The sequence below is a fragment of the Rothia sp. HMSC073B08 genome (assembly GCF_001812975.1).
In the GTDB taxonomy this organism is placed as follows: Bacteria; Actinomycetota; Actinomycetes; order Actinomycetales; family Micrococcaceae; genus Rothia; species Rothia mucilaginosa.
The window spans coordinates 26,360-39,656 of the sequence record NZ_KV811075.1; the positions used below are offsets into that span (position 1 = coordinate 26,360).

Here is a 13,297-nt window from a genome sequence, read left to right on the forward strand (position 1 = left end):
GACCAGCTGGCGCGCCTGCTCTTCCGTCGCGAGAGCGTGCACCACAAGACCGGCGAGCTCTCCGGTGGTGAGCGTTTCCGCGCGGCGGTGGCGCAGGTGCTTCTGGCCGACCCGGTGCCGCAACTTCTCATGCTGGATGAGCCGACGAATAACCTCGATATTTCTTCGGTGGATTGGCTGGTGCAGGCACTCGAAGCCTACACCGGTGCGCTCATCGTGGTGAGCCACGATGAGGATTTCTGCCGCCGCATCCGCATTGACCGCACGCTGGCGCTCTAGGGTTCTGCACCCAACCCCGCGGGGCAGCATCTGAATACAACGAACGGGTGCCCGGCACCTCCGAATATGGAGGCGCCGGACACCCGTTTCAGTTACCTCACCGCGGCTACTTCACCGCGCTGACGAAAACTTAGATTAGAGGACCAGGCCCTTGGTCTGGGACACTGCGCGCTCGAAGCGAGCCTGAACGTCAGCCCAGTTCACAATGTTCCAGAATGCCTTGACGTACTCGCCCTTGACGTTCTGGTAGTCCAGGTAGAATGCGTGCTCCCACATGTCCAGCTGCAGAACGGGAATCAGTGCAACGGAGATGTTGCCCTGCTGGTCGTAAAGCTGCTCGATGATGAGGCGCTTGCCAACGGTGTCCCATGCGAGGATTGCCCAGCCGGAGCCCTGAATGGTCAGTGCAACGTTGGTGAAGTGCTCACGGAACTTGTCGAAGGATCCGAAGAACTCGTCGATTGCTGCTGCCAGCTCGCCGGTGGGCTTGTCGCCACCCTCGGGGGACAGATTGTTCCAGAAGATGGAGTGGTTGGTGTGGCCACCCAGGTTGAACGCCAGGTCCTTGGAGAGCTTGGAGACGTTGCCGTATGCACCGTTCTCGCGTGCCTCTTCGAGCTGCTCGAGAGCTGCGTTAGCGCCTGCAACGTATGCTGCGTGGTGCTTGTCGTGGTGCAGCTCCATGATCTTTGCGGAGATGTGGGGCTCGAGCGCCGCGTAGTCGTAGGGGAGCTCGGGGAGGGTGTACTTTTCAGCCATGATGATGCCTTTCATTAGAAAACTTGGCTTGTATTAAAGATTACCAGCGTAGCGTTTACTTTACTTTTCATGAGTTGGGGTGCGTCACATTTATGTAAGACCTCGCTTGAGCATGTGGATTTCAGGCGAAGACTTTTCCCCACACCTGTGGATAATCCTGTGTATCAACAGGCTTTTCGGGGTCGGCACCCTATTCTGCCTTGAAATACCGGGGTATGCACTCATGTGAATAACAGAGTTGTAAGTTCTCCACACTGTGGATAACTACTGTGGATAACATCCTATTTTGGGGATGCGCGGGGGATAAACTGCAGAATTTTCGCCCTCATTCGGGGTGTTTTTCCTTCTACTAGCCAAAATATTGAGTACTAACAGGGCCGCCGAGCGATCTTACGCGCCTCCTTACGCCGGAGGCGGTGGATTAAGTGCACCGGGTTATCCACAGCTGTGGAAATTTTCGGGTTCCGCGGTTTTAAAGGTGAAAAGGTCTTCTGTTTAATAACTTACCCTCGCTTTTAACAGCCTCGAAAGCCTGTAATTACAAGAATTTTTCGACTGGGCCCCTCTTTGCATCTTGCATTGCCACCATCGCCAGCTTCACCAAATCACATGCGTGTAAGTTCTCCACACTGTGGATAACCATTGTGGATAACCCCTATGGATAACATTCCTGGCGCGATACGGCGCAGCAACACCACAGCTGCAAGGTGCGCAGTGCAGGTACGCAGACCCCTCAATTCATGCTCCTCCCCTAGTTCGCAGGGGCGCTCTTGCTAATCCCTATGAGGGCAAAGAAAAAGAGCACCCGACCATTGGATGCTCTTAGAGTGAGTTGATAGAAATTCGAGTTAAAAAGATACGGTACGGAATGCAGCCCAACCACGAACTGCACCCGCACCGCACATCCGTCGGTAGAAATACGAGTTACTCGTACACCGACGACAATCACCGATAAATAGAGAGTCGAACCTATCGAAGCGAGCTTCCGGTCTCGCCTCGGAGGCTTCCTTCGACCCCGTTATGTAATTAGTGTACACGGTTTCATTACGGTTGCAAAGCCAAAACCGAGATTTTTTTAAAAATTTTGTTATCGTTTCGTTATTTTTCACCCTTGGTAAGCTCTTTACACTCCCTAGAATTTTCACCCACACCCCTAAAAACCTTGATATTCCGCGGAAGTTGGCTCAATTCATGAGTATGCTTCTTGGTACGTTCTCATCTATACTTGTACCGGAAATCTTTTTAAATATGTCGCGCATCACTTGTCTACCCAAGGTTTTTATAGTCACTGCGTGCAAAAAGATGACCCTAGCACCCTCCAAAAAATTAGCACCAAAGTGTCAACCATTACTTGACCGTACCAATTTAGGGTTACTGGGCAAGACCTTTCGCTACAATGGGTGCCAGCACACCACACCTCCCCTTAATAAGGGAGCTCCATATCCGATAAAAGAGGAACCAATCCCGTGCCCATACCAACCACGTCTGCGCAGCGGTCTGACAATACCGCACACAGCGAATCCATCCAGTGGCTCTCTCCGCAAGAGCGAGAAGGCTGGCTCTTTATCAGCTCCATCATCTTCAGCCTCACCCGCAAACTGGAAAACCAGCTGCAGAGCGAAGCTGGCATTAGCTTTGTCGAATACATGGTGCTCGCGATGCTCTCCGAGTCCAAGGATCATTCCCTCACCATGACCGAGCTGGCAGTTACTACCAACACCCTCCCGGCACGCCTCTCCCGCGTTGTGGCACGCCTGGAGAAGGACGGTTACGTCCGCCGTTCCCTCAGTGCAGAAGACCGCCGCGTCAGCATCTGCCACTTGCTCCCCGCAGGCGAGCAGAAGGTGCAGGAGGTCGCACCCGGCCACGTGAGCGAAGTACGCCGCCAGATTTTCGACCACCTGACCACCGAACAGGTTGAGCATCTCGCAGAAATCGGCGAGGCAGTCCTCGGCAACACCCCCTCAAACGTCATCTCGATTGATGCACTGCAGCGTGGGAACTACCCCACACAATAACCTCCTCCGCCCTCAGGTAAGATTCGCCCCGGTGAGAGTTGAGAGAACCAGAGATAAGGCACATTCCCATTGGGAACGTGCCTTATCTCTTTAACAGATTTCTTAAATAGGCTCTTGCAGTCGCGAGCACTGCGGTACGCATGAACCTTAAAACCGCCTAAAGTTGCCCCGGGCATCGATACATGCGAAGAATTTTAAAAAATTTTTGCGGTATCACGTACCGCTTTGAAATGTCGGATGACCGGCTGTCGGGCGCCGGAGCATCATGCATGTACGCGGGATGTTGGGGTATCTAATGCCGCTTTAAACCGCGAAATCTCAAGGAAACGCACCCAATACCACTCAATCCAAAGAAAGTATTCAGGGCATCCACACTAAGGGTTGTGGTGACAATATGTCAGGGGTACCTTATCTGATTCACCGATTAGCCTTTTCTCTCTGTACATGACGCACCCTACCCCTTACGATAAATATCAACAGGTTGCACCGCGCCATCCCGGCACCTAAAAGCAACCACCATATAAGGAGAAACCATATGTCTAAGTCTTTCTACGACCTTCTGAACGAGCAGATTGGCCACGAGTTCGCAGCATCTCACCAGTACCTGTCCATGGCTATCTGGCTCGACGGTGAGGACCTGCCCCAGCTGGCTAAGTTCTTCTACCAGCAGTCCCTCGAAGAGCGCGAGCACGCACTCATGATGGTTCAGTACAAGCTGGACCGCGGCCACAAGGTCGAGATCCCCGCTGTTCCCGCTGTGAAGAACGACTTCGCGAACGTTCAGGAAATCGTTGACATGTCCCTGGCACAGGAGAAGGTTGTCACCGGTCAGATCGAGGCTCTGTTCTCCGCAGCACGCGCTGAGAACTACGCACTGGGCGAGCAGTTCATCCTCTGGTTCCTGAAGGAACAGGTTGAGGAAGTTGCAACCATGGAGACCCTGGTGACCATCGTGAAGCGCGCAAACGGCAACCTCTTCGACCTGGAGAACTACGTTGCACGCGAGCTGGCACACGACCACGGCCAGGAGTCCGGCGCACCCGCTATCGCAGGCGCATAATCTCGCATTCGCACGACTAGAGCGCTAGTCAAACACGCAGAATACCTGCAGAAATACTAAAACGTTCCGCCCTCACCGCACCACGCGGCGAGGGCGGAACGTTTATGCATATACGCCATAAAAGCACACCGCGGTGCACCGTCCAGGAGCTAAAAGCCGCCAGCGGGTACTCGAATGCTCATACAGTGCAGAGTAAACTTAAAAGCCTTAGATGCCGCATAATATCGCGGCAGAAAGAGGAGAGAATGACTCACACCAACCCAGATACCCTCAGCCGCGGCTCATATAGCAACTCACGCCGCGTAGCCGACATTCTGCGTGCAGAATCAGTCGGCGGTACCGTACTTCTGATTGCGACGGTGCTGGCAGTAGTACTCGCCAACACCCCCGCCTCCACCTTCTACTTTGGTCTGCGAGACACCGTGGTCGGCCCGGTTATCCCCGGCTTCAACCACCTGCAGATGAGCATCGGAACCTGGGCGGCAGACGGTCTGCTCGTCGTTTTCTTCTTCCTCACCGGCCTGGAGCTGAAGAAGGAATTCGTGATTGGTGACCTCAAGTCGCCCTCCACCGCGATTGTGCCGATTGCGGCTGCCTTCGGTGGCGTGGCAGTCCCCGCGATTATCTACACGGCGCTGAACTTCACCAGCCCCACCGCTCTGCACGGCTGGGCGATCCCCACCGCAACCGATATCGCGTTCGCGGTGTCTGTTCTCGCCGCCGTGGGTACTTTCCTCCCCTCGGCGATGCGCGTCTTCCTGCTGACCCTGGCTGTGGTCGACGACCTGATCGCAATCTGCATTATCGCAATCTTCTACACCAATAACTTCCACGGCGAGTACCTGCTCTTCGCACTGATTCCGCTCGCACTTTTCGCGTTCATCGCCTACCGTGGCGAGACCATGCTGCATCTGAAGCCTCTCGCCGCATGGGTTCTGCTGTTGCCCCTGGGCATCATCACCTGGGCACTCTTCCTCGAGTCCGGCATTCACGCGACCATTTCCGGCGTGGTTCTGGGCTTCCTGGTGCCCGTGAAGATGTCCGCACGCTCCGAGGCAGCACACGCAGAACACGGTCTGGCAGAGGTGCTGGAGCATCGCTTCCGCCCCCTCTCCACGGGCATCTGCGTGCCCGTCTTCGCGTTCTTCAGCGCGGGTGTGGCCGTTGGCGGCTTTGAAGGCCTCGGACGCGCCCTCACCGACTCGGTGGCGGTCGGCATCATGGTTGCGCTGGTCGCCGGTAAAACCATCGGTATTTTCGGCACCACCTGGCTCGTGACTCGCTTCAAGAACGCTAACCTCGACCCGGACGTCGCCTGGATTGACGTGGTCGGCCTGGCTGCAACCGGCGGTATCGGCTTCACCGTGTCCCTACTGGTGGCTGAGCTGTCCTTCCCGCACGGCTCCCCGCACACCGAGGATGCAAAGATTGCGATTCTCTTCGGTTCCGTGCTCGCCGCGATTGTCGGTGCCATTATCCTTTCACGCCGTAACAAGCACTACCGTGCCCTGGCTGAGAAGGAAAGCGTGGACGCTGACGACAACGGCATCCCCGACGTCTTCGAGGGCACCTACCGTGACCCGAAGACTGAAGCCTAGCAAGAACTCCTAAGGTCTAGTACCTTCCCTACACCCCAATCCCCCACTGATAATGATGTCTCACCGCACTACCTCACGTCGCCGTACAGCACGAGCAGGGCAGGCGCCCGCACCTCCTTCAAGGTATGCAGAGATATCAGCACGCGTGGTGATTGGGGTGTATTCTTTTGCCGCGCTACTGACCACGTTCGCGTGGATTATTTCTCCTCTGCGGCACGGTCGCGGCTTCACTTGGTGGGAAGTCACCGCTGACCTGCTGAATATTCCCTCCACGCACACGCTACCCAGCGCCATTACGATGATTGTGCTTGTGTCCGGGCTGATTGTGCGCAAGCGTGCCGCTCTCATTGCAGCCATCGTTTTTCAGGTGCTTGGTGTGCTGATCGCCAGCCATAGCGCATTCACTCTGGTGTTCCCCGCGGGGATTATGCCGAAGGACCGTATTTTCTCCTCGACGGTCGATACGCTCTCCATCGTGTTTGCGTGTGCGCTGGTGCCTTTCCTTTTCTCGATTCGTTCGGCGTTCCCGGCGCGTATTGGTCGCCTCTCGTGGGTGGGTGCGGCGGCTACGGCGGCTGGCGGTATCCTGCTGACCACTCTGGTGCTCTGGTACCTCTGCCACATTGGTGTGTGGGAGCCGTTGCGTTCGGTGACCCCGTGGGAGTTGCTGATGCACGGCATGGGTATTGAGCGTACCCATCCTGGCGTGTGGTCTGCCGATGTGGTCGCTTTTTTGGCTTCTTTCGGTTACGGCGCCTCGCTCGTTGCGGCACTGTACCTGTTGACGCGCGGTTACCGTGCCCCGGATGCGTGGACCGGCGAGAAGGAGCTGAAGATTCGCGCTCTGCTACAGCAGTACGGTGCCAATGACTCGCTCTCCTATTTTGCGACGCGTCGCGATAAGCAGGTGATTTTCTCTCCGGATCAAAGGGCGGCGATTACGTACCGTTCGGTGGGGTCGGTGTGCTTGGCGTCGAGCGACCCGGTGGGTGACCCTGATGCGTGGGACGCCGCGATTGAGCAGTGGATGCTACAGGCACGTAGCTATGGTTGGGTTCCTGCAGCGCTGAGCGTGAGTGAGGCGGGTGCGCGCGCCTATAACCGTGCGGGTCTGTCGATTATTCAGATGGGTGAGGAGGCGGTCCTTGAGGCGGACCGTTTCACGCTCAATGACACGTCGATGCTACCGGTACGTCAGGCGGTTCAGCGTGTGCGTCGCGGAGGGTACACGGCGCAGATGCGTCGCTTTGCAGAGTTGGATGAGCAGCAGCGTCAGCAGGTTGCAGAGAATATTTCGGCGTGGCGTCATGGGCGTATGGAGCGCGGCTTCTCGATGGCGCTGAATCGTGTGAATGATCCGGCGGATTCTTCGTCTGTTCTGGTGTCGGCTCATGATGAGGCTGATCAGATGGTGGCTCTGCTGTCGTTCGTTCCGTGGGGTCCTACGGGGCTGTCTTTGGATGTTATGCGTCGCTCCCCTGAGGCACCTAATGGTGTGGTGGAGTTTATGGTGGCGTCGCTGATGGAGCAGGCGGTGTCTTTGGGTGTGCGTCGGGTGTCGCTGAATTTTGCGATGTTTGGCCATATTTTTGAGGCTGCTGATCAGGTGGGTGCGTCGGCGTGGAACCGTTTTGCTTCCCGCTCTTTGGGTGTGCTGGATCGTTTTCTGCAGTTGCGCCGCCTGTATCGTTTCAATCTGAAGTTTGCCCCGCTGTGGGTTCCTCGTTTTTTGGCGACGGAGCCGACGTTGGCGATGGCGAATGTTGTGGTTGCGTCGGGTATGGCGGAGGGCTTTTTGCCGAATCTGTCGGCGCGCCGTTTGCAGGATCAGGAGCAGGTTCTTTCTACAGATGAGCTGGAGGCTCTTCGCCAGATGCAGCTCGCTTCTGTGGAAGAGCTTCCTGAGGTGTCGCGTAGCGATCAGACTCAGCACCGTCTGCGCCATCTGGAGGCGCTGCGTGCGGCGGGCATGGATCCGTATCCGCTGGGTGGTGAGATACGCAGTAATGGTGCGCCTATTCTGGGCGTGAAGGATGCCCTGAGTATATTCTCTTCTGAAAATATTCCAGATTCGGAATTCATGGTTTCGGGGCGTATTCGCGCGCTTCGCAACCACGGTGGAGTCCTCTTTGCAATCCTCATTGAAGGGGGTGAGACCCTGCAGGTCGTCATGGAACGCAGCCTGGTGGGCGAGCGCCCGTTGAGCCTCGCCTCCCGCAACCTGGATACCGGCGACATCATCATCGTGCAGGGCACTTACGGGGTGAGCCGTAACGGCACTCCATCGCTGATTGCCGTCTCCTGGTACATGGCGTCGAAGAGCCTGCACCCCATCCCCTTCGACTCCTTTACTGACCCGGAGGCGCGCCTGCGTCGCCGTTCCACGGACCTATTGGTGCATCCGGATCAGATGCAGAATCTGCGTCTGCGTACTGCGGTCATTAAGGCACTGCGTGCCCGCCTGGATGCGGAGGGCTTCCTTGAGGTGGAGACCCCGATTCTGCATACGGTGCACGGTGGCGCGAGCGCGCGCCCGTTCCGCACGTATATCAATGCGTACGGTGAGGATTTGACGCTGCGTATTGCGCCGGAGCTGTATCTGAAGCGTCTGGTGGTAGGCGGTAGCGGTCCGGTGTATGAGTTGGGTCGCGATTTCCGTAATGAGGGTGCTGATGCGACCCATAATCCGGAGTTTACGGTGCTTGAGGCGTACCGCCCGTATGCGGATTATGTGCAGATGCGTGAGTTAACGGAGCATCTGATTAAGGATGCCGCGCAGTCGGTGTTTGGTTCGGTGTCTTTGCCTCTGGGTCATAAGGCGTCGAGCGAGCGCGTTGTGCGTGATGTGTCGGGTCCGTGGCGTGTGGTGTCGGTGTGTGATGCCCTGTCGGAGGCGCTGGGTCGCTGTGTGGATGTGCAGACGGATTTTGAGGAGTTGCTGGCTTTGGCGCAGCAGCACGGTGTGCGTGTTCACGAGGGTATGGGTCCGGGCGCGATTGTTGAGGAGCTGTATGGTGAGCTGGTTGAGGCGCATACGGTGGAGCCGACGTTCTATACAGATTTCCCGGCGGAGACGAGTCCGCTTGCGGCACCGCATCGCAGTGTTCCGGGTTTGGCGGAGCGTTGGGATTTGGTGATTAACGGTATGGAGATGGGCTGTGCCTACTCGGAGCTTGCCGACCCTCTGGTGCAGCGTGAGCGCTTGACGGAGCAGTCGTTGAAGGCGGCTTCGGGTGATCTGGAGGCGATGGAGGTGGATGAGGATTTCCTCTACGCCTTGGAGACGGGTATGCCGCCGACGGGTGGTTTGGGTCTGGGCGTGGATCGTTTGGTGATGCTGTTGGCTCAGACGCAGATTCGTGGGGTGTTGTCGTTCCCGTTTGTGAAACCTGAACGTTCATAACCCAACCGATACCTTCGTTTATTTACTGTGCCCGGTGCGAGGTTTTATGCCTTGCGCCGGGCTTTTCACGCCCGCCTCCACGCCCGTCCCGTCCGTATCGGCAACACCCGCACGGAGCCTATATTTACTCTGCCCGTATATTAAGTATTCGTTACATTTTGGATTGGGCCCCTTTTTAAGTTGCCGAGCGGGGGTTGCACCCGACACAATGGGGTGACTAATTATGCGGGGTGTATCTGTCTCCGCTACGCGGCGTGAGTCCGCACCACCCAGCAATGTAGCCCACATGTTCTCCGTCTTCCGGGTTTGAGCGTGCGGGCTTTTTGCTTTCAAGATTGGAGTACCGAGTGGATTTTCTTCTGAATATCATCGGGGACATTAATGAGCAGACTGCGGGACTGACTTCCTCCGTGGATGCTGTGCAGAACTGGATGTGGAGTAACTTCCTCTACTACGCTCTGATTGCGGCTGGTCTGTACATTACGATTCGCACTCGCGGTGTGCAGTGGCGTTCCATTAAGGAAATGGTTCGTGTCCTGGGTGACCCGGTTGCTCGTGAGGCTGACGGTAAGAAGAGCATTTCTTCGTTCCGTGCGTTTACTGTTTCGGCTGCTTCTCGTGTGGGGACCGGTACTGTTGCGGGTGTTGCTTTGGCGATTGCTATGGGCGGCCCGGGTGCTGTGTTCTGGATGTGGGTTATTGCTGCTGTTGGTGCGGCGTCCGCTTTTGCGGAATCCCTTCTGGGTCAGCTGTACAAGGAGCGCGGTAAGGATTCCTATATTGGTGGTCCGGCGTACTACATGAAGCGCGGCCTGAATGCCCGTTGGATGGGTTATATCTTCGTGGCGTTCATCGTGATCACTTACGCGTTTGTGTTTGTGGCGGTTCAGACGAATGCTGTGGTGGATGCTGCGGCGAACTCGTTCAATATTGATGTTTCGGGTACTAACTCGATGGGCTTCCGCATCACTATTGGTCTGATTATGGTGGCGCTGACTGCGGCTATTATTTTCGGTGGTATTCGCGCAATTTCTTCGGTGACTGAGTGGCTGGTGCCGATTATGGCGGTGCTGTATCTGCTGCTGGGCCTGCTGGTTGTTCTGCTGAACATCACTGAGGTTCCGAACATGCTGCTGATGATTTTCCAGGGTGCTTTTGGCATTAAGGAGTTTGTGACCGGTGGCGCGATGGGTGCCGTGATTTGGGGTATGAAGCGTGGCCTGCTGACTAATGAGGCGGGTATGGGTACCGCTCCGAACGCTGGTGCGACCGCTACTATTTCTCACCCGGCTAAGCAGGGTTACGTGCAGACTTTGGGTGTTTACTTTGACACAATGATGGCGTGTACTGTGACTGCGTTTATTGTTCTGCTGTCGAACCCGACTTATGGTGATCGTTCTCGTGGTGCGTCGCTGACTCAGTCGGCGCTGGCTATGCAGCTGGGCGATTGGGCGGTTCACTTCCTGACTATCGCGATTTTCATGTTTGCGTTCTCGACTGTGATTGGTAACTACTACTACGGCGAGTCGAATATGCGTTTCGTGACTGAGCGTAAGCTGCCGATGAATATTTTCCGTGCGCTGGTTCTCGTGTTTGTGTTCTTCGGCGCGATTTCTTCGCTGGATCTGGTGTGGACTACCGCGGATATGTTGAATGCCGGCATGGTGATTGTGAACTTGACGGCGGTTCTGTTGATGACTCCGCAGGTTGTTGCGGTGTTGAAGAACTATGAGGCTCAGCGTAAGGCTGGTTTGGAGCCGATTTTCAAGGCTTCGGATATGCCTGAGTTGAAGAATCTTGCGGCGTGGGATGGTACTGATGCGGTGACTACCCGTGAGTTCTGGGCTGAGTATGATGCGAAGGCTGCTGAGCGTCGTGCTGCGAAGAAGGCTAAGAAGGTTAGCCGCTAGTTTGTGAGCTACACGCAGGTTTCTGTGTAAGGCTTTGTGGAGGGTCCGTCCTGCTGTGTTGCGGGGCGGGCCCTTTTGCGTGCTTGAGGGGCGTATGGGGCTGCCCATCGGGGTAGGCTCTGAACGCCTCCTTGAACTACCCTGAGGGCTTGCGGATTCCTCCGGGTCTGTATGCTTAGGAAGGATGTTAGGAGGGCTTATGGATTGGCGTGCCGTACTGGAGCTGGTGGTCACGGTTGTTTTTCTGGCAGGTATTGCGTTGGCGCTGCTGTGTCTGGTGACGATTCATCGGAACCCGCATTTTTCGGAGGTGCAGAAGTTGAAGTGGCTTCTGCTGGTGCTGTGTCTGCCGTATGTGGGTCCGGTGACGTGGCTGTTGCGTGCGCGTCTGGAACGCATTGATCGGGAGCGCGCTGAGCAGGAACGCGGAGCGCAGACTTCTGCGGCTGCTTCCGATACGGCAGCTTCCAAGGAGGGCGGCTTGTAACGGCTCGGGGCTCTTCCTGAGCCCCCCACCTCCACGCAGCATAAGTAACGAAGGTCACACCCTCTCAATTGGACAGCGCCGCGTGCAGTCCGTATAGTTTTATGTGTTACCTGCGGTGATACACCGTAAGACACATGCGCGAGTGGCGGAATAGGCAGACGCGCACGGTTCAGGTCCGTGTGCCCGTGAGGGCGTGGGGGTTCAACTCCCCCCTCGCGCACCAACGATCCCCGGTTCGAAAGAACCGGGGATTTTTTCATATCCATAACCAATTCCCCGCTAAATGACGGGGTTCCAGAGCGATGGCGAGTGCATCACCTAAAATAGAACCGGGTGTGTTCATTCACAGGACACACAGCTAACGCACAGACACGCTCGTTAAACTGAGCCTTTCGGATAAAGACCGTTTGCGCGGTCTGTTGCTCGGAATGGTCGTTGAGAAGGAGGCGGCATGAAGTTTTTCGACAAGCTGGGCAAGCTGGAGCAAGGCATCGGCCGCACTGTCGGCCTTTCCAAGGGCTTCGGCACCTTTGCGAAGGCGGATGTCGCTAACCGCGTCCGCATCATGATGGATGACGAGTCCTACGTGGACGGCAGTGGCCGCACTATGGCTCCTAATGTCTATACTCTCCGTTTCGCACCGGTTGATTTCCCTCGCGTTCGCGAGTGGGGCAACCCGTTCGCTGTTGAGCTGTGCGATTTGGCGATTTCGCACGCCCGCGCGCAGGGTTACACCCTCATTGGCGCGGTTCGCGTGACGTTCAACGTTCTTGATTCTCTCTCTGAGGGCGAGTTTGAGGTTGTTGCGACTTTCGAGCCGTTCTCTGTACCGGAGGCTCCGGCATCCCCGTCTCTGCGCGGCGCCACTAACTACGCGCCGGTGCGTCCGCCGCGTGAGTCTTCTTTGCCGACCCGCATTACGAAGCCGGCTGCTCAGCCGGCTCAGCCTGCACCCAGCCCTGCGCCTCAGCAGGCTCCTGCGCCTCGCCTGAACATGCCTGTAGCGTCCCCCGCGGCGGGTGCTCCCCGTTTCTTCTTGGAGATTGAGGGTCGCATGCACCCGGTGAACCACCTGCCGTTTGTGCTGGGTCGCGGTTCTGATGCTGATTTTCGTCTGGACGATAAGGGTGTTTCTCGCCGTCACCTGCAGCTTTCGATGCAGGGTGGTGCGGTGGTCGCCACCGATATGGGTTCTACCAACGGCACGTTGATTAATGGTGCGCCTCTGCGTGCGCCGGTGGTGCTGGCGAACGGTTCACTGCTTCGCATGGGTAATACCCGCATCATCTTCCATAGTTCGACCGGAGGTGTCCGTTAATGGCGTCTGAATTGACCGTTACTCTCCTTCGTTACGCTTTTCTGGCTCTGATTTGGTTCTTTGTTTTCCTGGTGGTTTCGGCGGCTCGCCGTGACCTTGGTTTGGGTAAGAACTATCGTGCGGCACCGGTTGATGCGGTTCCGGAGGCTACTCATATTGCGCCTCCGCCGACTCGCCCTTCGCAGCTTGTGATTACTGCCGGTGCGCAGGCTGGCGCCATGATGCAGCTGGGGGACCACCCGATTACTATTGGCCGCGCTAATGACATTGAGGTGTCCCTGCAGGATGATTACGCCTCGGGCCGCCATGCGCGCCTGTTCCCTCAGGGTTCCCGTTGGTTCCTTGAGGATTTGAATTCTACTAATGGTACGTTCGTCAATGGCGAGCGTCTGACTCGTGCGACCCCGATTGAGCCCGGTGATGATTTCCGCGTTGGCGGTACCACCATGCAGTTGAGGGGCTAGT

Annotated in this window: 10 protein-coding genes and 1 tRNA gene; 10 read left to right on the forward strand and 1 reads right to left on the reverse strand. The window is 56.7% G+C overall.

The features are described 5' to 3' along the window. A partial coding sequence (locus tag HMPREF2884_RS05480; protein ID WP_141753502.1) for an ATP-binding cassette domain-containing protein occupies window positions 1–279 on the forward strand: 279 nt, incomplete at its 5' end. Between the two features lie 135 nt (window positions 280–414). Here the strand turns inward: HMPREF2884_RS05480 and HMPREF2884_RS05485 are convergent. Further along, a complete protein-coding gene (locus HMPREF2884_RS05485) occupies window positions 415–1,038 on the reverse strand; it encodes a superoxide dismutase (RefSeq protein WP_005507370.1) in 624 nt (207 codons plus the stop codon). Between the two features lie 1,466 nt (window positions 1,039–2,504). On the opposite strand from HMPREF2884_RS05485, the gene HMPREF2884_RS05490 reads away from it, so the two are divergent. The 9 genes from HMPREF2884_RS05490 (at window position 2,505) to HMPREF2884_RS05530 (ending at window position 13,296) form a co-directional block, all read left to right on the forward strand. Beyond that, window positions 2,505–3,056 carry a MarR family winged helix-turn-helix transcriptional regulator gene (locus HMPREF2884_RS05490; RefSeq protein WP_141752094.1) on the forward strand — a complete coding sequence of 184 codons (552 nt, stop codon included), beginning with the start codon at window positions 2,505–2,507 and terminating at the stop codon, window positions 3,054–3,056. 535 nt (window positions 3,057–3,591) lie between these two features. Continuing rightward, window positions 3,592–4,116, forward strand: a complete 525-nt coding sequence (locus HMPREF2884_RS05495) for a ferritin (RefSeq protein ID WP_005507373.1) — start codon at window positions 3,592–3,594, stop codon at window positions 4,114–4,116. 245 nt (window positions 4,117–4,361) lie between these two features. Next, window positions 4,362–5,714 (forward strand): Na+/H+ antiporter NhaA, encoded by a 1,353-nt coding sequence (nhaA, locus tag HMPREF2884_RS05500; protein ID WP_060824082.1) that lies wholly within the window; start codon window positions 4,362–4,364, stop codon window positions 5,712–5,714. A gap of 52 nt (window positions 5,715–5,766) precedes the next feature. Next, window positions 5,767–9,117, forward strand: coding sequence for a bifunctional lysylphosphatidylglycerol synthetase/lysine--tRNA ligase LysX (gene lysX / locus HMPREF2884_RS05505; protein ID WP_083309678.1), 3,351 nt, complete (start codon window positions 5,767–5,769; stop codon window positions 9,115–9,117). Between the two features lie 347 nt (window positions 9,118–9,464). Then, window positions 9,465–11,027 carry an alanine/glycine:cation symporter family protein gene (locus tag HMPREF2884_RS05510; protein WP_070616212.1) on the forward strand — a complete coding sequence of 521 codons (1,563 nt, stop codon included), beginning with the start codon at window positions 9,465–9,467 and terminating at the stop codon, window positions 11,025–11,027. A 199-nt stretch (window positions 11,028–11,226) separates the two neighbouring features. Beyond that, window positions 11,227–11,514 carry a PLDc N-terminal domain-containing protein gene (locus HMPREF2884_RS05515; protein ID WP_070616213.1) on the forward strand — a complete coding sequence of 96 codons (288 nt, stop codon included), beginning with the start codon at window positions 11,227–11,229 and terminating at the stop codon, window positions 11,512–11,514. A gap of 136 nt (window positions 11,515–11,650) precedes the next feature. After that, window positions 11,651–11,737, forward strand: a tRNA-Leu gene (locus HMPREF2884_RS05520). 228 nt (window positions 11,738–11,965) lie between these two features. Then, entirely contained in the window at window positions 11,966–12,832 is an 867-nt protein-coding gene (locus tag HMPREF2884_RS05525) for an FhaA domain-containing protein (protein ID WP_070616214.1), read from the forward strand. Further along, window positions 12,832–13,296 (forward strand): FHA domain-containing protein FhaB/FipA, encoded by a 465-nt coding sequence (locus HMPREF2884_RS05530; protein ID WP_049328057.1) that lies wholly within the window; start codon window positions 12,832–12,834, stop codon window positions 13,294–13,296. Before HMPREF2884_RS05525 ends, HMPREF2884_RS05530 begins: the two co-directional genes overlap by 1 nt. Window position 13,297: the final 1 nt, after the last annotated feature.